This is a genomic window from Cohnella thermotolerans DSM 17683 (genome assembly GCF_000429825.1).
In the GTDB taxonomy this organism is placed as follows: domain Bacteria; phylum Bacillota; class Bacilli; order Paenibacillales; family Paenibacillaceae; genus Cohnella; species Cohnella thermotolerans.
In genome coordinates, this window is record NZ_KE386961.1 from 29,702 (window position 1) to 53,247 (window position 23,546).

General features: G+C 61.2%; 21 protein-coding genes. 1 reads left to right on the forward strand and 20 read right to left on the reverse strand.

Features of this window, described 5'->3' with window-relative positions:
- Positions 1-383: 383 nt before the first annotated feature.
- Positions 384-986, reverse strand: coding sequence for a M23 family metallopeptidase (locus G485_RS0121900; RefSeq protein WP_240489243.1), 603 nt, complete (start codon positions 984-986; stop codon positions 384-386).
- Between the two features lie 204 nt (positions 987-1,190).
- Positions 1,191-2,411: a stage II sporulation protein D gene (gene spoIID / locus G485_RS27760; protein WP_051318481.1), complete on the reverse strand. Its 1,221-nt coding sequence runs from the start codon at positions 2,409-2,411 to the stop codon at positions 1,191-1,193.
- 514 nt (positions 2,412-2,925) lie between these two features.
- Here spoIID and G485_RS27765 point away from each other — a divergent pair.
- Complete coding sequence (locus tag G485_RS27765) at positions 2,926-3,792, forward strand: transposase (RefSeq protein WP_051318482.1); 867 nt, start codon at positions 2,926-2,928, stop codon at positions 3,790-3,792.
- A 384-nt stretch (positions 3,793-4,176) separates the two neighbouring features.
- On the opposite strand, the gene murA is transcribed toward G485_RS27765, so the two are convergent.
- The 18 genes from murA to G485_RS0122000 all read right to left on the reverse strand — a co-directional run bounded on the left by murA (position 4,177) and on the right by G485_RS0122000 (position 23,489).
- A complete protein-coding gene (gene murA, locus G485_RS0121915) occupies positions 4,177-5,556 on the reverse strand; it encodes a UDP-N-acetylglucosamine 1-carboxyvinyltransferase (RefSeq protein WP_027094292.1) in 1,380 nt (459 codons plus the stop codon).
- A 221-nt stretch (positions 5,557-5,777) separates the two neighbouring features.
- A complete protein-coding gene (locus G485_RS0121920) occupies positions 5,778-6,029 on the reverse strand; it encodes a DUF1146 domain-containing protein (RefSeq protein WP_027094293.1) in 252 nt (83 codons plus the stop codon).
- Entirely contained in the window at positions 6,026-8,614 is a 2,589-nt protein-coding gene (locus G485_RS27770) for a S8 family serine peptidase (RefSeq protein WP_240489245.1), read from the reverse strand. The genes G485_RS0121920 and G485_RS27770 overlap by 4 nt, the downstream gene beginning before the upstream one ends.
- 366 nt (positions 8,615-8,980) lie before the next feature.
- Positions 8,981-10,522 carry an NADH-quinone oxidoreductase subunit N gene (locus G485_RS0121930; RefSeq protein ID WP_027094294.1) on the reverse strand — a complete coding sequence of 514 codons (1,542 nt, stop codon included), beginning with the start codon at positions 10,520-10,522 and terminating at the stop codon, positions 8,981-8,983.
- Between the two features lie 2 nt (positions 10,523-10,524).
- Complete coding sequence (locus tag G485_RS0121935) at positions 10,525-12,135, reverse strand: complex I subunit 4 family protein (protein WP_035157701.1); 1,611 nt, start codon at positions 12,133-12,135, stop codon at positions 10,525-10,527.
- The gene (gene nuoL / locus G485_RS0121940) at positions 12,135-14,015 is read right to left on the reverse strand and encodes an NADH-quinone oxidoreductase subunit L (RefSeq protein ID WP_027094296.1); all 1,881 of its coding nucleotides are present in this window, start codon (positions 14,013-14,015) and stop codon (positions 12,135-12,137) included. The genes G485_RS0121935 and nuoL overlap by 1 nt, the downstream gene beginning before the upstream one ends.
- Positions 14,016-14,019: 4 nt before the next feature.
- Positions 14,020-14,322, reverse strand: a complete 303-nt coding sequence (gene nuoK, locus G485_RS0121945; protein ID WP_027094297.1) for an NADH-quinone oxidoreductase subunit NuoK — start codon at positions 14,320-14,322, stop codon at positions 14,020-14,022.
- Between the two features lie 2 nt (positions 14,323-14,324).
- Positions 14,325-14,849 carry an NADH-quinone oxidoreductase subunit J gene (locus G485_RS0121950; RefSeq protein WP_027094298.1) on the reverse strand — a complete coding sequence of 175 codons (525 nt, stop codon included), beginning with the start codon at positions 14,847-14,849 and terminating at the stop codon, positions 14,325-14,327.
- A gap of 3 nt (positions 14,850-14,852) precedes the next feature.
- Positions 14,853-15,308, reverse strand: coding sequence for an NADH-quinone oxidoreductase subunit NuoI (nuoI, locus tag G485_RS0121955; protein WP_027094299.1), 456 nt, complete (start codon positions 15,306-15,308; stop codon positions 14,853-14,855).
- A 5-nt stretch (positions 15,309-15,313) separates the two neighbouring features.
- Complete coding sequence (gene nuoH, locus G485_RS0121960) at positions 15,314-16,330, reverse strand: NADH-quinone oxidoreductase subunit NuoH (RefSeq protein ID WP_027094300.1); 1,017 nt, start codon at positions 16,328-16,330, stop codon at positions 15,314-15,316.
- The gene (locus G485_RS0121965) at positions 16,330-17,430 is read right to left on the reverse strand and encodes an NADH-quinone oxidoreductase subunit D (protein WP_027094301.1); all 1,101 of its coding nucleotides are present in this window, start codon (positions 17,428-17,430) and stop codon (positions 16,330-16,332) included. Before G485_RS0121965 ends, nuoH begins: the two co-directional genes overlap by 1 nt.
- A gap of 7 nt (positions 17,431-17,437) precedes the next feature.
- Positions 17,438-18,244 (reverse strand): NADH-quinone oxidoreductase subunit C, encoded by an 807-nt coding sequence (locus G485_RS0121970; protein WP_027094302.1) that lies wholly within the window; start codon positions 18,242-18,244, stop codon positions 17,438-17,440.
- Positions 18,241-18,759 (reverse strand): NuoB/complex I 20 kDa subunit family protein, encoded by a 519-nt coding sequence (locus G485_RS0121975; RefSeq protein WP_027094303.1) that lies wholly within the window; start codon positions 18,757-18,759, stop codon positions 18,241-18,243. The genes G485_RS0121970 and G485_RS0121975 overlap by 4 nt, the downstream gene beginning before the upstream one ends.
- Positions 18,744-19,115, reverse strand: coding sequence for an NADH-quinone oxidoreductase subunit A (locus G485_RS0121980; RefSeq protein ID WP_027094304.1), 372 nt, complete (start codon positions 19,113-19,115; stop codon positions 18,744-18,746). The genes G485_RS0121975 and G485_RS0121980 overlap by 16 nt, the downstream gene beginning before the upstream one ends.
- A gap of 307 nt (positions 19,116-19,422) precedes the next feature.
- Complete coding sequence (locus tag G485_RS0121985) at positions 19,423-19,878, reverse strand: Dps family protein (RefSeq protein WP_027094305.1); 456 nt, start codon at positions 19,876-19,878, stop codon at positions 19,423-19,425.
- Between the two features lie 112 nt (positions 19,879-19,990).
- Positions 19,991-20,944 carry an FTR1 family iron permease gene (locus G485_RS0121990; RefSeq protein WP_027094306.1) on the reverse strand — a complete coding sequence of 318 codons (954 nt, stop codon included), beginning with the start codon at positions 20,942-20,944 and terminating at the stop codon, positions 19,991-19,993.
- Positions 20,945-20,985: 41 nt separating this feature from the next.
- Complete coding sequence (locus G485_RS27775) at positions 20,986-21,762, reverse strand: hypothetical protein (RefSeq protein WP_051318485.1); 777 nt, start codon at positions 21,760-21,762, stop codon at positions 20,986-20,988.
- A 95-nt stretch (positions 21,763-21,857) separates the two neighbouring features.
- Positions 21,858-23,489 (reverse strand): glycosyltransferase family 39 protein, encoded by a 1,632-nt coding sequence (locus tag G485_RS0122000; RefSeq protein WP_084423448.1) that lies wholly within the window; start codon positions 23,487-23,489, stop codon positions 21,858-21,860.
- Positions 23,490-23,546 lie beyond the last annotated feature (57 nt).

The window sequence follows — 23,546 nt, forward strand, 5'->3', positions numbered from 1 at the left end:
TCCCGGATGTCAGCCGAATAAGACGGTTGAATCGCAAGTATGGAAGCGTCATGCATAACTGTTTCCTCCTCGGTAGTCTGACTATCGCTATTGTGCGACATGAGGCTAAATTTATACCCTATTATACCCCCTATTTTCCCACGGCTTCCTCAACAGGTTTGAACATTGGATTGGACGCCTTTTGCATTATCACATAGCCGACCAAGAACGCATGCAAAGAGCCTTCAACCTCGGCGATTGAAGGCTCTTTGAATTATAGCCGTTACGGAGCCGCTGGTCGTCCCGCGCTCGGCTTCCGTCCATTTTAGAAATAGACAAAAGGCCGGCGCCGGAGAAGCAAGCTCTCCGGACGCCGGCCCTTGGCCTTGCGTGCCGTATCCCTCTTATTGCTCTTTAATCAGCGTGTGCGGATCTACCGATTCGCCGTTGTTGCGGACTTCAAAGTGGAGATGAACGCCTTCGTTTTGCTCCATTTCGCTGCGTCCGGCCATCGCGATGACATCGCCTTGCTTGACTTCGTCGCCCACCTTCACCTTCAGATTTTCAAGGCTTTGGTAGACGGTGACGTACCCGTTGGGATGCTCGATTTCGACTTCGTAGCCGTTAAGCGGCGTTTGCTCCGCCACCGTTACTTTACCGCTCATCGCGGCAAGCACTTCGAAAGGCTTGTCGTCCTTGCCGGCGAAGTCAACAGCGGTGTGCGGAATGAAGCTGTTGTTGTACTCGATCATCGCCGCCTGCTTCTGCTCGGTCGAAGCGTTCGAATCGTAGAAGGACAACGTTTGGGTGACGTCCTTGTCGTTTTCGAACGGCCAACGAAGCGATTCTCCGCCGGCGTTCGCTTCGACCGCGTCCGAACTGTTCGTTCCCGCAGCGGCTCCTTCGCTTGCGACGCCTGCCGATCCCGGAACCGCGTTATCGGGTTCCTTCGTGCCGCCGCCCGCATTCAGCCAGAGAATCGTTACGATGATTGCTGCGGCGGCCATGTAAACTGCCGGGAAGACCCAGCGTTTCGAGAAAAACCTCTTCATCCCTGACGGCTTGACCTGCGACGATGCGGCTCCCGGTTTGGGGGCTTCTTCAATCTTGCGAGTGGTTTTGTTTTGATCACTCATTTTTTATCACCTCAGTAAGCAAGTGTTACCAGGTGATAGAGTTTTATACGTCCCGCTTTTAGAAGATTGCCATTTTTATAGGGCAAGGCGTCCTGCCAGCTTTGAAGCTTCCTCCACCTGAATTCCGAGATAATAGTGTTTGACGATTTGCTCGGCGGTTTTGCCCTGCTTCGCCATGCCCTCCGCGCCCCATTGGCTCATGCCTACGCCGTGACCGTTGCCGTACGTCGTAATGACGACGTTCCGGCTCGTCGCCGTCAGGTCGAACGCGGCCGACCGCAGCTCCAGCTTGTCCCTCGCCTCCGTGCCGGACAGCGTTTGCCCGCCGACCTGGAGCGTTTTCACCCGCAAGCCCTTCGTTCGGTCCGCGATGTGCACATCGTCGGAGGCGCCGTTGCGCGCCAAAACCGCGCTGTTCTTGATTCCGAGCGCTTTATAGAATTGCTGCAGCGAAAATTCCTTCGTCTCCGACCAAGCGTCGGTTTCCTCCCTGTCCCAAGGACTGGCCACCGAGCGCAAGTACGGAAGCGAAAAGGGGAAGACGTCCTCCGAGTTTTCGGTATAGCCGTTGCTCGAGGCGAAATAGAGCGCTTCGATCGGCTCGCCTTTATAGGTCAGAATTTTGCCTTTCGTTTTCCTGGCCGCCGCATCCGCCTTGTCCCAGGCTGCCTCGTCGGACTTTTTGAGGCTGTCCATGTCCGCCAGCGACCGGTAAACCTGATGCGTCTGCGTATCCGTCACATCCGCCGCCGGAACGGGCACGCCCGTCTTGTCCCTGTATAGGAGCCTGCGGACGATATAAGTCCGGGCCGCCAACGCCTGAGCTTCCAACGCGGCCGGCTCGAAGCTAAGCGGCATTTCCGCCGCGACCACTCCGCGCACGTACGTCTCTAGCGGCACCGTCTCGATCCGTTTTTCGGCCGATAAATAGACTCTCACGAGCAGCCTGTCCGTCAGCGGGATCGACGACTGCGCTTGAACGGGTTTATCCGCCGATGGGAACGATTCCCGGCTCTCTCCTTGGCCCTTTTTCCCGCCCGCCTTCTGTTCGGCCTTCGCCTTCTCTCCGCCGCTCTTCTCCTGGCCGGCCTCCCGATCGTTCCCCGGCGCTCCGTTCGCTTCGGCCCCCGCCGTCCACTCCGTCCCGGTCCCGTTCCAGGGATCCGGACTAACCGACGGTTCATGGCTCCCATGAACAATCAGCCACACCGCCGCCGCGACCAGCGCCCCCCCGACAAAGCCTGCCCAATCCATTCTTCGGATCAGGGCCGCGCGAAGTCCTTTTCGTCTGTTCATCGTCCACCTCCGGATCATCGAGCCTCTCTAGTCTTACAATCTATGACGCCGTGCGAAAGGATAGAACCCGAGCCTGTCCCGGGGAGCATCGCCTTAGCGGAACTTGAGCGTCTTGGGCGCCCCCTCCCCCGTTATATGGGTATTTCACACATTTGGCGGCTTATCCCCATACCTCAGCCGACGCGTCCCTTTTACATTTGCCACATTACAAGAATCATCCTAGACTTTCGACCTTCAAACATATGCCTCTCAACTCTTTTGGACGCTTATCCCCGTACCTCAGCCCATGCATGGTTTGTCTATTTGCTCGCTTAGGGGGAGCCTTTTTAACCTTCCGTTTCTAGGCTTGTCCCTTCCTAAAATTTGTCCCTTTCTACTCTTTTTGAGGCTCCCTTTGCCTCAGATAGGGCGTTCCTTTCCCTCTCACTTGTTGAGCACTGCTTCTTGAAATGCGAACATTTGTTTGCTATAATCCAAATATAGGAACATACATTCGGTTTGAGGGGGAGTCTCGATGGATTGGAAGTTGTCTATTGGAGCCTTTAGCCGGCGGTTTGCTACCGAAGAAGCCTGCGCCCGCAAGCTGTACGAGATCAAATGGCCGGAAGGCTATGTCTGCCCGTTGTGTCGCCATCGGGAGGCTTCCGTGACGCGTACCCGGCGGCTTCCCCTCTATGAATGCCTGAAATGCCGTCACCAGACGTCGTTAACCGTAGGAACCGCGATGGAGAAAAGCAAAACGCCCCTTCGCAAATGGTTTCTGGCGATCTATTGGCTGACCAGAGGCGTAACGGCCCGCCAGTTATCCAAGGAGATTCGAGTGACGTACAAGACCGCCTGGCTGATCGCCCACAAGATTCGCCACGCCATCCGTCTGACCACATCCGAGCTTCCGCTCACCGGTCATGTGCGGGTCAATGAAGACCGTCATGGGCCGACCTCTCTTTACTCCGTTTACAGGCGAAATGTGAAGTACCAGACCTTGATTGCCGCCGCCTCCATCTCGGAGGAGGGCAAGCTGCTCCGTGTAAAGCTTCATCAAGTGCCGGCGGAGCATTTGTTCGTGGGAGTGACGACGAGATACGGCATGCGGTGCTTCCTTCAGCAATGCGTCGCATCGGAAGCCGACCTTAAGGTCGCTCCCGGCATCTACAACTCCGCTCGTTATCGGCCTTTGAACGCTTTCTGCTATGAAGCGTCGCGTTTTATGAACGAGATTTACTGTGGAATTGGTCCCAAGCATTTGCAGGCTTACTTGGACGAGTACGGCTACCGCTTCAACTTCACTTCCCGCGAAGAGTCGATCGTGCGGGATTTGCTGCGGCAGTGCGTCGCGCGCCCCGTCATTACCTACCCCAAGCTTACCCGCAAAGCCGCTTGAACGGTTGAGAGTCGGCTTCTTTTAACGTGTTCTTCGTTCGAAATGACCTTCACTTGAAGTTTATGACGGCCACACGGAATTTAAGTAGACTCGGAAGGCGAGACCTTAAGATAGGGTTGAATTCGTGCTATCTGTGGATTACGCCCGGAAGTTTAGGAGACGACTGCTCCTGGGAGTCTTCAATATTAAAAAAGCACAACTGAGCAGCGGGGATGAGCCCACAATAAAGGAGAATAGGGGTATTAACGCGCAGTGTAAATTGGGAAAACAAACCATTTAAGCAAAAAAACTTCCGCCTCGGCGAGGCGTCCAAGGACGGACCTCGCAGCGACGGAAGCTGTAGAAGCGATTAAGTATAAGGACGATGGAATTCGAAATGGCCGGTTAGGCCAGCGTAGGCTGCACGCGCAGCATTGCGACATCCGCCGTTGCCCGCTCCTGGACGGCCTCGAGAACTTTGGCCGGGCGCCGAGATGCCTGTTCGGCTTCTGCCAGCACGTCTTCGGGCGAAGGCGCACGGTAGACGTCCGCTCCCAACGCGGCGAGCTTGCCGACGATATCCACATAGCCCCGGTCGATGTGATGGACGCCGGTCACTTCGGTGGCGCCTTCCGCCGCCAGCGCGGCGCAAATGAGAGCCGCTCCCGCACGCAAATCGGTTGCGCACACCTGGGCGCCGACCAGCTTCGCTCCGCCCTTCACGATAGCCGTGCGGCCGTCCACTTTAATCTCCGCCCCCATCTTGATGAGCTCGTCGACATGCATGAAGCGGTTCTCAAATACCGTCTCGGTCACGATACTCGTTCCTTCCGCGCGAAGAAGGAGCGTCATCATCTGGGCCTGCATATCGGTCGGGAAGCCCGGATACGGAAGCGTCTTGACGTCGACCGAACGCAGCGGCCCGTTGGAAATAACGCGCACGCCGTTCTCGTCGCACTCGATGGTGACGCCCATCTCTTCCATCTTCGCGATGATCGGGCCCAGATGGTCCCGAATCGCGCCTTCGATATAGACGTTGCCCCCTGAGATTGCGGCGGCAACCATGTAAGTACCGGCCTCAACACGGTCCGGAATGACCGCATGCTCCACACCCGATAGACGTTCGACGCCTTCGATGCGAATCACGCCGGTTCCCGCACCGCGAACTTTCGCTCCCATGGCGTTAAGGAAGTTCGCCAGATCGACGATCTCCGGCTCCTTGGCCGCATTCTCGATCGTTGTCGTACCGACGGCTGTAGCGGCTGCCATCATAATGTTCTCTGTGGCGCCTACGCTAGGGATATCCAAATAAATTTTGGCGCCGTGCAACTTGCCGTTCACGCGCGCTTCGATGGAGCCTTGGCCGAACCCGATCTCCGCTCCCATCGCTTCGAAGCCTTTGAGGTGCTGATCGATCGGACGCGTGCCGATGGCGCATCCCCCGGGCAGCGAAATCCGAACTTGGCCCAGACGGGCAAGCAATGGACCCATCACGAGGAATGAAGCCCTCATTTTCCGTACCAAATCATACGGGGCATCGTACGAAGTCAACCGGCTCGCGTTCAAATGCACACTGCCTTCGCTCTGCTTCGCGTGAACCCCCAAAGCCGCGAGCACCTGTATAATGTTTGTCACATCGTCCAGGGCGGGTACGTCATGAATGACGCAGGTTCCTTGTTCCGCCAAAATGGATGCGGCAAGGATAGGCAGGACTGAATTTTTGGCGCCGTGTACGCGGACTGTCCCATACAAGGGACGGCCGCCGCGGACGATGATTTTGCTCATGGGTGGTTCCCTCCGCGGGTATATAATCATTCCGAAGCAACAGGCGGTAGCCGCCCCCCAGAAAACCCAAATTTCATCATATCACCGCCGATGCACTTGGCACAAGCGGCAAGTTTTGACAAAAATGTACGGTTTCCCAGCGGCTGCACGCCCTGCGAACGCTTCTACGCCATATTACCCATTGTTATCTTTCAGGCTTGCGGTTATGCGTTGATTTTTGGTCACTCGGAGCCGAACAACCATTTTAACGAAGCGGTCCAGTTCCAATAGTCGAGCACGAATCTGGCCAGTTGATGGCCAATGACGATAGCCAGAAGCAGCTGCAGCAGCCGGGCTCCCGGGCTGAGCGGGTGGAGGAAAATTTTGTCCCACCGAATCTCTCTCAACAAAACCCAGACCACCACAATCAAACCAAGCGTCACGAACATCGAAAATAAAGCGTTCCAGCCCGCCGAATAATAAATGCTGCTCATTTGGCTTTCTCATCTCCTTGCAACAACTGGGCCAGCATGGCCGCCCATTCCGCCCGGGTCAGCGGCTTGGCCGGCCGAAACGTTCCGTCGGCGTAACCGGATATCCAGCCTTTGCCCGCCAATGCTTCCAGCGCCCCGGCCACAGGGTCGCCGGACGGCACATCGGAGAACAGGCGCTTCGGCGTTTTGGACATGGACAACCCGGCCCCTCTGGCGAACAGAATAACCGCTTCGCCTCGCGTGATCGAACGGCCCGGCTCGAACTTGGGGCCGGCGATGCCGCCCAGCCACTTCGCGGCGTCCGCTTGCCGGATCGCGGAATAGGCCCAATAGCCTTCGGCCACATCCGTGAACCGCATGCGGGCCGGTTCGGCCTTCGGCCGGAAAGCCCGCACCGCGATGACCGTCGCTTCCGCGCGTGTTACATACCGCTCGGGTCCGAACTCGTTCCCCGCATACCCGACCATCCAGCCGGCTTGCGCCACGGCCCGGATTTGCCTCTCGGCCCAATGGCCGTCGATGTCCGTAAAGAACGGTCCCGGCGGCTCGCTCCGCACGGTCAGCTCGTAATAAGACCCGTTAAACGCTCGGTCCGCTTCAATCGACAAATAGTACGTTCCGGGCTCCAGCTCCAGCGAGCCGTCGACGAAGGAGCGATCGGCCGCGTTGCTCCACGATTGCAACGCGGCAAGCCGCTTGTCGAAGAGTCTCACCGTCGCTTTCGTCCCATCGGGCAAGTTGCCGAGCCGGACACGAATCCGGTGGCTCTCGTCCATCGAGAAGCGGTACCAATCCTTGTCTTCGCTCGTATCGATCGCCCCTTGCCGCGCCGCGCTTGGCGTCAGCGTCAAGGGAGTCGCGGAGAGCGGTCCGTCGTTCGGCTCCTGCTGATCTTCGTATGCCGTAATATATTCCAATTGAGCCTTATACGTCCCAACAACCGGATCCGGGTAAGAGGATACAGCGTTGCGCACCCTTATATAGTATTTGCCGGCGGAAGCGTTCGGGATCACGATTTCTTCGCTTTTCCCGTCGCCGTTGTTGTCCGTCTCCTCCGCAGACTCTCCCGCATGCTGCACGAGAATGGCGGGATCGATCCGGGTCGTGTCCGTCTCCACGCGTATCCGCAGCTTGCCCTGCTTCGGGAGCGTGACGACAACCCAATCCTCGTCCCCTTGGCTGTCGAAGGTGCCGGTCCACGTCTGGCTCCGCGGAGCCAGCGTGTAAGCCGCAAGCGCGTTCGGATTCGGCTCCATCGGATCGGGCCCCATCGCGAAGCTCGACACGAGCCGATAACCGGAGGCTCCGTTACCGCCCCACGCTCCCTTGCTCGTTCGCAGATAGTACTTCCCTTTCGTTACCTTCCAGCCCAGGGAGGAACCGGTTTGGACCGAAGGATCGATCGGCTTGGACGAATTCGCCGGGTACAGCCGGAGATTCGGCTTGGGCGATTTGGACGCCGAGTAAGCCGGATCGTAAATTTGCCAGGCGGCCGTCCATTCTCCGTCATAGGGGATGTCGACCGTGTACCCGTCGACATCCTCCGGCGAAGACCACGACGCAACGATCTCGGAGCCTAACGGGAAAACCGATGCCGAGGCAAGGCTGTCGTTCGGCTCGCGCCAGTCGGCGTCTCCCGCGGCTTGCACGGCCCGATCCGCCCGGATCAACCCGTAGCCCGTGTTCCGGTCCCAGCCTTTGGCGGCGATGTCCTGCGCCGTGCGCCGCAGCAGATCCCGCAGCTGCGCGGGCGTCGCCTCGGGCCTGCGCGCTCTCAGCATCGCCGCGACGCCCGCCGCCTGCGGTGCGCTCATCGACGTGCCTTCCATCGACGTCGTGCCGCCGCCCAGCTTGAGCGTCTCCACCTGCCACGGGGCCGACACGTCCACTTCCGTCCCGGACGTCGAGCGGCTCTCCGCCTTCGTCCCTTCCGAACCGGCTACCGCCAGCACGGTCGGATACGCCGCCGGATACTGCACCGCCGCCTTCGTCCCGAACTCGGCGGCATTGTTGCCGACGGCCGCGACGAGGAGGACGCCCTTGCTCTCGGCCAGCTCCACCACTTGCCTCATCTCCGGCGAGTCTCGCCGAAGCCCGAGCGAGAGCACGACGATATCCGCTCCGTGCTCGACGGCATAGCGGATACCCCGGGCAAGATCCGCCTCTTCGCCTTCGCCGTTGCGATCAAGCGCCTTGACGGGCATGATCTTCATCTTCCAGGAAGCGCCCGAAGACGATGAGGAGGCAGCTCCCGCGATCTCCGCAAGAATGCCCGCGACGGCGGTTCCGTGTCCGTTGTCGTCCTGCGGCGGCTTGCTTCCGTCGAGCAGATTGATCCCGCTCGTCAAATACGGCTTCAACGCCGCGCTTTTCAAGTCGACTCCGGTATCGACGACCGCAATCGTCCCGGCGACATCGCCGGCGAGCAGCCGCCATGCGGCGGGAACGCCGATGGCCGCCAGGAAGGACGGCTGCTTGGAAGGCGGAGCCGCGGATGTCGCCTCGCCCTGCGCCCGCACTTCGCGGGAGTTGCCAACCTCGCCGGCGCCCCCGCCTGCGGATGCCGCTGCCGCGATCCCTTGCACCAAGACCAAGAAGCACGCCGCGAATGCAAGAACGCTCGGTCTAATTCTGGTTCCCATGGCCGATCCCAACCTCTAATTCTCCCACGCCGTTGTAGTGCAGTATATCTTATGTACCCCGGGCGTTCGAATCTGACTCCATGTCCGGGATAAAAAGATTTTTTCTCTCTTAGAAAAGATTCGAGTTTCGACTCCCTTTTCCTGTCTCGTTCCGAAAAAAAGGGACTTTTGTCGCAATTCCGTATCGATTGTCGAAGCCGCCCGCAGCACCTCTCCTGAGACGGCCTTAAAAAGCCGACAGACCTCCTGCCTACCTGCCCGGTAGATTCGGAGGTCTGTACGGGTGCCGATCGCTCGGCCTTTGCCATCCTATCTTGTTAAGAAATCCGCCGATAGCGAGAAAATATCGTTAATCCAATCCAGAATCGGCTTGGGCAGAATGCCCAGCGCGACGGAGGCCGCGGCGCACAGCCAGATGACGATGCCGGACGGAACCGGCACGGTTGCCGGGGGCTCGGTTTCGCCGCTGCGCATGTACATCTGCCGGATGAACGAGAAATAGACGTAATAGGATACGACCGTCGTGACGAGCAAAATCGCCGCCAGCCAATAGCTTCGCGTCTGCACCGTGCCGAACAAAATGAAGAGCTTCCCGAAGAAGCCCCCCGTCACCGGCAGTCCGGCGAGCGAGCAGAGCAGCACGGTCATCGCGCCCGCCGTCCATGGAGCGCGGTGGTACAGACCCGCGAACGCCGACAGCTCTTCATGCCCGGACGAGCGGGAGACGACGGTCAGCACCGCGAACGCGCCGACATTCATGAAGAGGTACGCCAGCAAGTAATAAATAAACTCGGAAAACATCGACGAATGCAGATTGGTTACGTCCAGCGTCAGCGGAACGAGCAGGATGCCCGCGTTCGCCACGCCGGAGAGCGCGAGCAGCCGCTTGGCGTTCTGCTGCTTCATCGCCCCCGCGACGCCGACAATCATGGCGGCAGCGGCGAGGACGGCGAGCGCGAGGAACAAGTCCTCCCGCACCTCCGTGTTGTCCGCGTAGGCGAAGAAGGCAGTGTTCAGAAAAATGCGGTACACCATCGCAAACGCCGCGCCCTTGGCGACGACGGCCAGAAAGGCGGTAACCGGCGTCGGCGCCCCCTGGTAAACGTCCGGCGCCCAGGCGTGGAACGGCGCCAGCGCGAGTTTCAGGGCGAAGCCGACGATCATCAGGAAGAAGGCGACGTATACGAGCGCCCGGTACTCGGTCAGCGCCGTGCCCAGCGCCTGAGAGATTAGCGTCAGGTTCGTCGTGCCGGTCACTCCGTACAGGAACGACATGCCGTACAGCACGAACGCCGAAGCCGTACCGCCCGTCACCACGTACTTAAACGCCGCTTCGCCCGACTGGCCGCTCCTTTTCCGGACCCCGACGAGCACGTAAGAGGTAATGCCGAGCAGTTCCATCCCGATGAACAGCGTGATCATGTCGCCGGAGGAAGCCATCACCATCGCGCCGATGACGGCGGGCAGAAACAGATAGTAGAATTCGCCCTTGATCGGGACGTCCTCTCTCCTAACCGTTCCGAGCGAAGCCAGCAAGATCAGCGCCGACGCCCCGAGGAAGACGAGCTTCAGCAAATTGCCGAAGTCGTCGACGCGATAGCTGCCGCCGAGCACGTTCCGGACCGGCTGCTCCCCCGCGTCGGCGGCCGCCTGCAAATCGTGAAGATGCCAGCCGACGAAGACGCCGGCGACGAGCAATCCGGCAAGCGCCCCCCAGCCGATAACGTCCCGGTTTACGCGGCCGGGCAAGAGCAGGTCGACGACGGCGAGCAGAAGCGTGGCGGCGGCCAGGGCGAGCTCCGGGGCGAGATACCAGGCGTCGCTCCACGCCAAAGTCTGCAAAGCTTCCATGTTCAGCCCCCCACCCTCGTCTGAAGTTCCTTGAGCAATCCGTCGAACCCGTGCTGCATCAGATCGGTCAGCAAGGACGGATAAATGCCCAGCAGCACGATGAGCGCCGTCAGAACGACCATCGGCAGCGCCTCGACGAACCGTGCGTCCTTCAGGCCGGCGAAGCGCTCAGGCAGCGGGCCGTTCGTGATGGCGAGTACGCTTCGCAGCACGTAGACGGCCGCGAGCAGCACGCCGATGACGCCGACCGCCGTTAACGCCTTCATCGAGCTGAACAAGCCGAGGAAGGACAGAAATTCGCCGACGAAACCGGACAGACCCGGCAATCCGAGCGACGCGAGCCCCGCCGTCAGCAGAATGCCCGACAGGAACGGCACCGTCTGCGCCAGCCCGCCCAACTCGTCGATGCGCGTCGTGCCCGTTCGCTCGTGCAAGCTGCCGACGAGAAGGAACAGCAGCGCGGAGATGAGGCCGTGCGAGACGGCTTGATAGATCGCGCCCTCGAAGCCCGTCTCGTTCAGCGACGCGATGCCCAGCAGCACGATGCCCATTTGGCTGACGCTGGAGTAGGCGAGCACGAGCTTGAATTCTTTCTGAACGCAGGCAAGTACCGCTCCGTACAAAATATTGACGACGCCGATAATGGCGAGCACCGTCGACGAGGCGTGCAATTGCACGGGCAGCAGAAAGGCGGCGAAGCGGATGAGACCGTAAGCGCCCATCTTGAGCAAAATGCCGGAGTGGATCATGACCACGGCCGGCGGGGCTTCCGTGTGCACCTTCAGCATCCACGTATGGAACGGGAACATCGGCAGCTTGATGCCGAACGCGACCAGCAGCAGAACGAACGCCGCCCACTTCAGATTCTCCGACAGGAACATCGCGCTGTTCTGATGGGCCGCGGCGTTCGGATCCTTCAAATTGGCCAGCATCGTGTCGTAGCTGCCGCTGAAGATCAGCTCCGTTCCGCCGGACGTCTCCGCCGAGGAGAAGCCGAGCGTCGCGATCAGAATGAGGAACGCCAGCAGCATGACCGCCGAGCCGAGCCCGTTGTAAACGAGAAAGCGGTTGGCGGCCTTTTCCCGTCCGAAGTAGCCCCAGATGCCGATCAGGAAGAACATCGGCACGAGCGTCAGCTCGAAAAAGATGAAAAACAGCGTGACGTCCCGGGCCAGAAACACGCCGTACATGCCCGTCTGCAGCAGAAGGAAGAGCGTAAAGTACGTTTTCCACCTTTTGCGGATGTGCACCGATGCCAGCGAAGCCATGGCCGCGACGACGCCCGTCAGCAGAACGAGCGGCAGGGAGATGCCGTCGACGCCCAGCCGGTAGTCGAAGGCAAGCCGGTAAGACGCGACGTTCGCATGGAGACCGAAGGCCTCCGCGTTGAGCGGCACCGACAGCCACGTTCCCTGCTCCGCGAAGGCTTGCCCGCCGACGATCGGTTCGTACGAAGCGTAGAGCCAAAGGGCGAGCAGCAAGGGCACCACGGCAAAAAAGATAGCGGCTCCCCGCACCGCTCTGGCGTTGTAGCCGGGAAGAAACAGAACGACGAGCGAACCGAGCAGCGGAATCCAGATAATCAGGGACAAGACCGGCAGGTTCTCCAGCATCACCAGAACCTCCTTCCGGCGATCGCCAGCACGAGAACGACCGTCGCGATGACCGCGACGAGCCCGTACGTCTGGACTTGGCCGTTCTGCAGCCGCGTGTTGAGCCGGCCCAGTCCGGCGACCGCGCCGCCGGCCAGCTTGACTGCGCCGTCCACGACGACGTCGTCGAACACGGCGAGCGCCTTGCCCAAGCCCCGCAGCGACCGGACGAACAAAAGCTCGTAAAGCTCGTCGATGTAATATTTACGTTCCAGCAGCTTGACCAGCCAAGGCAGCCTGGACGATACGGCGTCGCGGCGGATCGTCCCTTTGGCATAGATGAGCCAGCCGAGGTAAATGCCCAGCAGAGACGCCGCCACGGAAGCGACGATCGCCACCCCTTCGGCGTGCTCTTTCGCCTCCCCGCTCCACAGCCAGGAGCCCAGCCAACCGCTCATCGGCGTCTGCACGAACCCGGAGACGACGGCCAGCGCCGCCAGCACGATCAGCGGAATCGTCATCGTCCACGGCGCATCCTTCGCGCGGGCGTACGTCGCGGCGTCGCCCCGGGCTTTGCCCGTGAAGACGAGGAAGAACAGCCTCGCCATATACAGCGCCGTGAAGAAGGCGGTCAAGACGCCGACGGCGAACAGCCAAGGGCTCTTCTCCAGCGCCGCGGACAGAATGGCGTCCTTGGACCAGAAGCCGGACAACGGCGGAATGCCGCTTAGCGCGAGCACGCCGATGCCGAACGTCCAGGCCGTCGCTTTCATCCGGCTGCCGAGCCCGCCCATTTCGCGGATATCTTGCGTATGTATCGCATGGATGACGCTGCCTGCGCCGAGGAACAGCAGCGCCTTGAAGAACGCGTGCGTGAACAGGTGGAACATCGCGGCGGTCGTGGAGCCGACGCCGAGCGCGAGCATCATGTAGCCGAGCTGGCTGACCGTCGAATAGGCGAGCACCCGCTTGATGTCGTTCTGCGCGAGGCCGATCGTCGCGGCGAACAGGGCGGTGAACGCGCCGACGATCGCGACCGTGTCCAACGCGGCTTGTGAAGCCTGGAAAATGTCGAACGTCCGCACGACCAGGAAGACGCCGGCGGCCACCATCGTCGCGGCGTGAATGAGCGCGCTGATCGGCGTCGGCCCTTCCATCGCGTCGGGCAGCCAGACGTGCAGCGGGAATTGCCCGGATTTGCCGACCGCGCCGACGAAGATGAGGAGCGCGATCAGCGTCGTAATCGAAGTCGAAATAATACCGCTCTGGGTGTGGAACACGTTGTGCAAGCTCGCGAAGTCGAGCGCGTGATCGGGCATATACCAGAACAACAGCAGGATGGCGATCAGCAGGCCCAAATCTCCGACGCGGGTGACGATGAACGCCTTTTTGGCCGCCGCCCTCGCCTCCGGCTTGCGGTACCAGAAGCCGATGAGCAGGAACGAGCAGACGCCGACCAGCTCCCAGCAGACGTACAGGATCATCAGGTTGTCGGCTAGCACGAGCCCCAGCATGGAGCTGGTGAACAAGGCCACGTAGGAGAAAAACACCGTCATGCGCTCGTCTTCGCCCATATAGCCCAGGGAGTACAGGTTGACCAGAAAAGCGACCAAGGTGACGACGACCAGCATGAGCGCGGTCAGATTCGTCACCTCGTAGCCCGCGGTCAGGTTCACGGCGCCGGCCCGGAGCCAATCGAAGCCGCCTACGTAATCCTCGGCGTTGCTCACGATCCGCTCGATGGCGATGATCAGCGACAGCGCGAAGGAAGCCAGCGAAGCGAGCGTCGCGATCCACGCTCCCGCCCGGCTCCAGCCGCGCCCGAACGCCGTCAGAATGGCGAACGCCGCGAGCGGGAACGCGGGCACAAGCCAGGCGTATTGCGAGAAGACGGTTGCCATGGCGTCACCTCCTCAATTCGTCGAATTCGTCCACATTCACCGTCGCCCGCCTGCGATACAGCGCAATCAGCACCGCAACGCCGACGGCGGCTTCCGCAGCGGCGAGCGTCATGGCGAACAGCGAGAACACCTGCCCCGTCAGCGACGGGACGACGCCGTATTTGGAGAACGCGACCAGGTTCAGGTTCGCCGCGTTCAGCATCAATTCGATGGAGAGCAGAACGATGATGGCGTTGCGCTTGGTCAGCACGCCGTACAGCCCGATGCAGAACAGCACGGCGGCCAGCGTCAGGTAGGAAGCCAGCATGCTCACGGTTGATCTTCCTCCCTCTTGGCGAGCGCAACCGCTCCGATGAAGGCCACCGTCAGGAGCACCGACACCAGCTCGAACGGAATCGCGTACGTGGAATAAAGAAGCTTGCCGATGCTCAGCGTATTGTTGTCCGGAAGCGGAACGTCCGGCTTGGCGAACCCGGCGCTGCGGATCGCGTAGAACAGAATGCCGAACAGGCACAGGCATCCGATCGCCGCCAGCGTCTCGAGCAGCGGTCGTCCCCGCTCCTGCCCTTCGCTCTGATGCTTCGTCATCATGATGCCGAAGATCATCAGAATCGTCACCGCCCCGACGTACAGCAGCACTTGCACGAAGGCGACGAATTCGGCTTGCAGGACGACGTACAGCCCCGCCAGCGAGACGAAGGTGAACGCCAGGGATAGCGCCATATGCACGACTTTGGTGAAATTGACGGCCAGCACCGCTCCGACGATCGCGCAAACGGCGAGCAGGAAGAAGGCGAAAAATTCCCCGGTAAAGTCGATGTTAAAGTTGAGCACGGCTTATTTCGCGCCTCCTCTCTGGGGAGCCCCGATGTTGTTGTTGTCCTGGCGGACGTTCGTGTTGTTGCCGTACAGCCAGTCGCGGTCCTTGAACAGATCGTCGCGGCTGTAGGCGGCCAGCTCGAAGTTGTTCGTCATGACGATCGCTTCGGTCGGGCACACCTCCGTGCAGAGATCGCACAGGATGCAAATTTCGAAGTTGATATCGAACGTATCGATGACTTTGCCCTTTTTCTCCGGATCCGGATTGGGCTTGCCCGTCAGCGTGATGCATTCCGTCGGACATATGCGCGCGCACTGGTTGCAAACGATGCATTTGTCCGGCTCGAAATACTGGATGCCGCGGAACCGGTCCGGCATTTCGATCGGGACGTCCGGGTACTTGAGCGTCACCTTCTTGCTTCCCATCGTTTTCAGCGTGACGCCGAGCCCTTTAAGCATGCCCGTTCCTTTCATCCTCGTCAGCCTCCTTTACCGAACCATTCGATCCCGAGCGCCGTCAGGAAAATATTCGCGATCGCCAGCGGAAGCAGCACCTTCCAGGCGAGCCCCATGAGCTGGTCGACGCGAAGCCTCGGCAGCGTGGCGCGGATCCAAAACAGGAAGAACACGATGCAAGCGAACTTGAGCGCGAACCAGATGAGCCCGGGAATGAAATCGAGCTGCGGAAAAGGAGGATTCCATCCCCCGAGGAACAGAATCGTCCCCAGACAGGCGATCGCGTACACGTAGATGTACTCCGACAGCATGAAGAAAGCGAAACGGAAGCCGCTGTACTCGACATGGTAGCCCGCGACGAGCTCCGACTCCGCTTCGGGAAGGTCGAACGGCGTCCGGTTCAGCTCCGACACCGCGGCGACGACGAAGACGGCGAAGCCGACGATTTGCGGAATGAAGTTCCAATGCCAGAAGTAGCCGGCCTGGTGAAGGACGATGTCCCGCAGGTTAAGGCTGCCCGCCATCATCGCGACGCCGACGACGGACATGACGAGCGGCACCTCGTAGCTGATCATCTGGGCCGCGGAGCGCATTCCGCCGAGCAAGGCGTACTTGTTGTTGGACGCCCAGCCCGCGATGACGATGGCGATGGTCGTGATGCCGGAGAGGGCGATGTAATACAGGAAGCCGACGTTCAGGTCGGCGAACTGCAGGTGAAGTCCGTAAGGAATGATCGCCAGCACGAGAAAAGAAGGCATGAACGCCAGCGCGGGGGCGAGAATGAACAGCGCTTTGTCGGCTTTGGCCGGAATCGTATCCTCCTTGAGCAGCAGCTTGGCGACGTCCGCCACCGTCTGCAGCAGCCCGAGCGGCCCGGTGCGGTTCGGGCCCTGGCGGAACTGCATCCACCCGATCACCTTGCGCTCGAAGTAAATGGCGTAGGTGACGAACAGAATGACGACAGCGAGCACCGCAAGCGCTCCGAGCAGGAAAATGCCCGCGTGCCCCCACGATACGGGAGAGTCCCAGTAACGCTGCATCAGCAGTCCACCTCCCCGAGCACGATATCGATGCCGCCGAGAATCGTCACCAGATTCGTCATGCTCTCGCCGACGAGCAGCTTGGGCAGAATTTGCAGGTTCACGAACGAAGGCCTGCGGAACTTGAGCCGGTACGGCTCGGCTTTGCCTTTGGAGACGATATAGCAGCCGATCTCGCCGCGCGGCGATTCGATCCGCACGTAGATCTCGCCGGCCGGCGGCCGGATGACGCGGGGAACTTTGCCCATCGTCTCCCCGCCCTCCGGGAACTGCTCCAAGGCCTGCTCCAGAATGCGCAGGCTCTGGCGGATTTCCGCCATGCGGACGAGGTAGCGGTCGTAGCAGTCGCCGTTTTGGCCCACCGGGACGTCGAACTCGAAGCGGTCGTACAGGCTGTAGGGCTCGTTTTTGCGCAAATCCCACTTCACCCCGGTCGATCGAAGGTTCGCTCCGGACAGTCCGTAAGCGATGGCCGTCTCGGCGTCGTAAGCGCCGATGCCCTTGATCCGCGACAGGAAAATTTCGTTGCCGCTGACGAGATCGTCGTATTCCTCCAGCCTGCCGTACATCGACCGGACGAAGTCCTTGACCTTGTCGATCCAGCCTTCGGGAGCGTCCCATTTGACGCCGCCGACGCGCATGTAGTTATAGGTGAGGCGGGCACCGCACAGCTCGTTGAACAGCTGCAAGATCCGCTCCCGGTCGTTGAACGCGTACAGGAACGGGCTCAGCGCCCCGATGTCGAGCAGGTAAGTTCCCCACCAGACGAGATGGCTGGCGACCCGCTGCAGCTCCATGACGATGAGCCTTAGAAATTCGGCCCGCTCCGGCACTTCCAGCCCCATCATCTTCTCGACGGCGTGGACGAGCACGTAATTGTTGGTCATGGCGGACACGTAGTCCATCCGGTCGGTGTAAGGGATGATCTGCGTATAATTCAAATTCTCGGCCAGCTTCTCGGTGCCCCGGTGCAAATAGCCCATCACCGGCGTGGCCTCGGTAATGATCTCCCCGTCGAGCTTGACGATGATGCGGAACACCCCGTGGGTGCTCGGATGCTGGGGGCCGACGTTCAGCAGCAGTTCTTCGGTACGAATCATGCCCTAGTCACACCTCCGGATCGAGCGGCGCGTAATCTTTGCGCAGCGGATGGCCGACCCAGTCGTCGGGCATCATGATGCGGCGAAGATCGGGATGGCCGGGAAAATCGATGCCGAGCAGGTCGTAAATTTCCCGCTCGTTCCAGTTCGCGGTCGGCCAGATCGGCGTCACCGACGGGACGGACGGCCGCTCGCGGTCGGTGCGGACCTTCACCGCATAGACGTGGCCGCTGTCCATGCTGAGCAGATGGTAGACAACCTCCATATGCGTCTCGTGGTCGACGCCCGCTACGTTGCGCAAATAATTGATGCCCAGCTCCGGATGGGTGCGAAACAACTGGGCGCAGGCGTACCAGCGTTCCGGCTTGACGACGATCGTCGGCAGATGGCCGTTCGGCTCGTTGATGGACGCCTCAAGCACGGCGTCCTCCGCCACCCGCTCGCGCAGCAGCTGCACGGCGCGGTCGAGCCGCGGCTGATTCGGCGACGGCGGCGGGGGCGGCGGCGCGTCCGCCGCGGGAGCGTCGCCGCCGGCCGCCGGCGCGGGCTTGGCGGCGGCTTGCGCGGCCGCGGCCTTGGCCGCCTCGCGCGCCTCCAGCGCCGCTTTGCGCCGGGCGGCCTTCTCCTCGTCCGTCTCCTTGCGGCGGACGGGAGCTTCCGGCGCCGCCTCGGGAGCGGCCGCAGGCCCGCTTGCGGGCGCCGCCTCGGTTGAAAGCGCTTCGACGGCAGACTCTGCGGAACGTTCCGAAGCTTCGGCAGCCCCTTCCGGCCCGTTCGCTTCCGCCGGCGACTTCGGCTTCTCCTCCTCGCTCATGCATTCGTCACCCGCTTCCCGGTTCTGGCCTCGTAGCGGATTTTCTCCTGCAGCTTGTTAATGCCGTAAATGAGCGCCGCCGGATTCGGCGGGCAGCCCGGAATATACACGTCGACAGGGACGATCTGATCCACGCCTTTGATAACGGAATAGGACTTGACATAAGGGCCTCCGGCCGTCGCGCAAGAGCCCATTGCGATGACCCACTTCGGCTCCGGCATCTGGTCGTACAGCCTGCGGAGCAGCGGCCCCATCTTCTTCGTCACGGTGCCCGAGACGATCATCACGTCCGCCTGGCGGGGAGAGGTGCGGAACATGACGCCGAAGCGGTCGAGGTCGTAATGCGGCGCCCCCGCCGCCATCATCTCGATGGCGCAGCACGCCAGCCCGAACGTAAGCGGCCACAGCGAGTTGCTGCGCACCCAGCCTTTCAACGATTCGATACTGCCGATGAAGACGTTGCGCTCCAGTTCCTGCACGTCTTCCGGGGAAATCTTCGTCAAATCGAATTCCATTGCAGCACCTTCTTCCTCCAGGCGTATATGAGGCCGATCAACAGCAACCCGACGAACAGGGCCATCTCCGCAAGCGCAAAAAGGCCGAGTTGCTTGTACGCAACGGCCCAGGGATAGAGGAACACGGTCTCCGCATCGAAAATGACGAACATTAACGCGTACAAATAATACCTGACGTTAAAACGGATCTGGCTGTCTCCCACCGGATCGTTGCCGCTCTCGTAGGTAGTCTCTTTCTCCGGGGTCGGCCTGCTCGGACGCAACAGCTTGCCGAGCCACAGCACGACGATCGGAAACGCGATGCCCAAAAGCAGAAACACGGTAACAATGACGTACTGATTCGCGTATTTCTCCACACCATCGCCTCCGGCAGTCGGGAATGAAGAGACTGCATGTGCTGGGAAATTTCCCCCACAATTATAACAAAAGCCCCCCAAGGCGTCCATGATTAAAGCGTTTGCACGATTCGACGGCAAGCTTTGCTCCGACATCCCCCGAATTTTCTTCGAAAAAGGGGGCGCTTCAAGCCAATAACGGCATCTGCGGACCGCCAGCTTCACTAGCCCAAACTTCCGCTCGCCTCGTACGGCACGAACAAAGCGCCACCCGCTCGAGACCGGGCGGATGGCGCTTTTGCGGCTTATAGCCGGCTCCGGGCCAGGCTTACGCTTTGACGGGCAGCCCTTGGGCGGTCGCCGTCAGCATCCAGATCTGCTTCTGCAGTTCCTCGGTGTGGCCGCCCAGGAAATCCGACGTAACCTTATCTCCGGATTCGTCCGCGAGATTCGCGGTCTCTTTCAGGCTGTCCGCCAGCTTCCGGAAGTCGCTGATGACCGCTTCGAGCATCTCGGTATCCGTCGATTCCTTGCCCGCTTCCGTCAGCAGCGTCTGGCCGAGATACTGCCTGAGCGAAGAGATCGGCCTGCCGCCGAGCGCCAGAATGCGCTCCGCCACTTCGTCGAGCGAAGTCGCCGCGAATTCGTACAGTTCCTCGAATTTGGCGTGCAGCGCAAGAAAGTGGGGGCCGGTCACGTACCAGTGATAATGGTGCAGCTTCGTATAGAGGACATTCCAGTCGGCCAGGTGAATGTTCAGTTTATCGACGATTTTTGGGTTCACGATCCTTACCTCCCCGATAGCTTGGTTCCCAGATAATGTGCCCAGAGAAGGAGGATCGCAAACAAAAAAAAACGTCCGGACGCGGCAGGCGTTCGAACGTTCGGCCCGAAGTTCAGGCTCCCTGGCGCTGCTCCTTGCCGTTCACAAGGGCTGCGGTTTCGGCAGATTTGGTGGCGGCGGCTTTGGCGGATTTGCGGCGCGACAGCCCGATATAGAGGAGGAGCATATAGCCCCAATAAGCGGCCACTTCTTCGACGGACGGATTGTGGGAGTAGCCGAGGAACGCTTTGAAAAAGAGGCCCACTTGCCCGTTGATCAGCGGATGGTGTCCCGTATCGCGAATGTAATGAAGCTCGTCGTTCGGGTGCTCCGGCATCAACCAGACGATGTTGTACACTTCCCCGATCTGTCCGCCCGCCGTACGGTAGACCGAACCGATGACGCCGAGATCCTGCAGCATGCCGATCGCCTGGACGAGCAGCCCGGCCGAGATCAGCATGAGGAAGACGCTGGTCGCTTTGAAAAACTTGCCGATCGGAACGCGCTTGGCCCCTTTGAACATGACGAAGCCGAGAACGCCCGCGCAGATGACGCCGAGCAACGCTCCCCAGCTTGCCAGCGCGGACTGGATGTCGCCGCCTCCGATCGCCGCGAAGAAGAACACCGTCTCGACGCCTTCCCGCAGCGTGACGAGGAAGGAGTGAACGATCATGTTCAGCGCGCCGCCCGCCGTCAGGATGGTGGCGACCTTGCTTTCCACGCTCTGCTGGTAGGTGCGGTTCTGCTTGCTCATGAACAGAATCATATGCGTCAGCAGCCCGGTGGAAGCGAGCATAATGCCGATGCGAAGATAATTCTGGTTGGACATGCTTTCGTAACCGCTGAGCACGACCTGGAAAAGAAGCGCAACGCCGTAACTGGCCGCAATGGCCAATACGACGCCGGTCCATACCCACTTGTTCCAGCGGGTTTCGCCGATTTTCCGAATATAGGCCAGGATGACGCCCACGATCAGAATCGCTTCCATCGCTTCCCGGAACGTGATCAGGAAAGCCTGCATGTTCATGATGGTTCACTCCCGTCAATCATTGTTGCCTTGGGGCAACGCTATTTCCGCCGGCGCACCAGCCAGACGACGGCGCCGCCGACGATGACGACGCCCGCCAGCACCCCGATCGTGACGGCCGGATTCGTCTTGTCCGTCTCTTCCATCGGCGCGTGGTCCGCGCCTGCCGAAGCGGACGGGGAAGCTCCGGTCTCTTCGCTTCCGTCGCCCGTAATCGTCCCCCCTTCGAAGGGGAAAAGCGGGTGGATCTTGTCGTCGATCGCCTTCAGCGTCGATTCGAACAACGGCTGGTTCGCTTCCTTCTTGCCGACGCCGAACAATCCGGGATTGCCGAGCGCGTCCAGCGCGGTCTCGAATTGGGCGTCAAGGCTTTGCAAATCTTGGTCGCTCAGCTTGCCGGCCATATACGGCTTGAGCGTCTCGTAAGTGGCCCGCGCCTTGGCGAGCAGGAGCTTCGTCTGGTTGTAGTCGCTGAAGCCTTCGATCGCATACTTGAACCGGCGCTCGATGTTCAGGACGAGCACGCCTTGCATGTCCGCGATGACGCGTTCCTTGTCCTGGGCGGCGAAGGCGGCGTCCAGCTCCTTCGGCACCTGCTCCCCGAAGTGCGAGGCCATCTCCGACTTCCGCTCTTCGTAGGCGGCTTTGGCGCCGGTCCAGTCGGCCGGATCGGCGTTCAGCTTCGCGTTGATATCGGTAAAGGCCACGGCGATGTCCTCCGTGTTCGCGTTGCCATATGAATAGGCCTGCGCCGAGGACGGCACAAGCCAGTACAACGCAAGTAAGAAGACAAGCAGCCGGGTAAACGTTTTGCTCATGGAAAACACCTTTCGGGATGCGAATGTATAGGATATTGCCATTGCGGTGTCGATCAAAATGATAATCATTTTCAATTACAGTGTCAATAGTCGTTTCAGCGGATCCATTCGTACAGCGTAACGGTGCCGTAAACGGGATCGAGCCGGGAATCGGAACGGAACGCGGCCAGCTTCCGCAGCCTGGAATCCGGAATGTCCGTCTGCAGGCGGAATCCCCGGAGCACGCTGTCCGTCAGCAAAATGCGGGCCGCCGGGTCGGCGTTCACTTCCGCGCGAAAATAATCGTATGTGTAGATCGGACGGGCTTCGACCGGCACGCGCAAATAGCCCAGCACCCGCTCTTCCTCCCAGGTGTACAGCACCGTGTGCTGCACCGGCTCGGTTCGCAGTGCGTCGGCCAATTGGTAGACGGCCGGCCGCTGCGCAGCCTGCAGGCCGACCAGCCGGGCGGCGGTCAGCGATTGGGCGGCGGCGAGCGCGATCGCCAGCGCGGCGGCCGCCGTCTTCGGCGCGCGGAGCGCCGGGCCGCGGCAGGCGCGGAGCGCGTACACCGCCAGCGCGAAGGCGAGCAGCGCCGCGAGCGGGGCGGCATGGCGCGGCTTGGCGATGTTCTGGCCAAGCAGCGCCCAGGCGCCGTAGGCGAGCGCCGGCAGCGCGAGCAGCGCGGCCGGGCCGGGCGCGAACGCGCGCCGCAGCTGTTCGCGCAGGCTAGCCGGCGGGCGGGGAGCAGGCGCGTCCGCCAGGCCGTGCAGCACGACGGCGAAGCCGAGCAGCGCCGCCGTTAGCCCGAGAAGGGCGGGCGTACGGGCGAAGGCTCCGGTCCAGAGGACGTTGTCGCCGAGGAACTGCAGCAGGCGGTCGCCGAAAGGCATCGAGACCGCCGTTACCCCGCCGCCCCATTCGGTGAAGTGGCCCGCCGCGAACGCTTCGATCAGCGACAGCATCCCCGCGAAGCCGCCTTCCGCCGCCGCCAGACCGGCCAGCCACAGCAGCTGGAACGCAGCCGCGATTAGCGGCCAGACAGCCAGCCGGGCCAGCCGGCGCCGTCGATTCGGAGCGGCGGCGGATTCCAAACGGCCGCCCGCCTCCCCGGATTGCCCGTCCGATCTCCATTCCGCCAGCCAAACCATGAGCAGCCCCAGGCCGAACGGCGCATAGGACAATCTGGTGCCCATCAGCAGCCCGAAGGCGAACGCCGCTCCGGTCCATGCGAGCGTCGTGCGCCTCTCTCCGGCTGCCGTCACCGCCCACAAATACCACCACAGCAGCGCCAATGCAGCCCCTTCCGACATGGGGCCCGTCGCCAGCGCCGCGTTCATCGGCAGCGTCAGCGCGATCGCCGCCGTCAGCGCGGCGGCCGGCGCGTTCAGCCAGCGCCGGGCCAGCGCAAAGATCGGGACGGCCGAGCTTGCCGTGACAAGCAAATTCCACAGCCCGAGCGCTTGCGCCGGCTGGCGGACGAACGCCCGCATCAACCGGCCGCCGAGCACGAAGTACGGGTAACCCGGCGCATGGGGCTGCATGGCGAGCAGATCGAACCGGTCGAGCGCCAGCACGAAGTCGACCGCGTCCCAGGAGGCGGCCCAGGGCGACAAATGCGCGGCGCCATAGAAGACGTATACCGCAAGCGCCAGGAGCGAGAACGTTCGGCCCATCCACACCCGGCCGCCCCCGTTCCGGACCCGCTGATCCCGAGATCCGCTTTTCCGATCTCCCTCTACTGCCATTTTCCAGAATCCCCGCTTCCGTAAACGCTCATTCGTTCCACCCGCCGATGCCGCCTC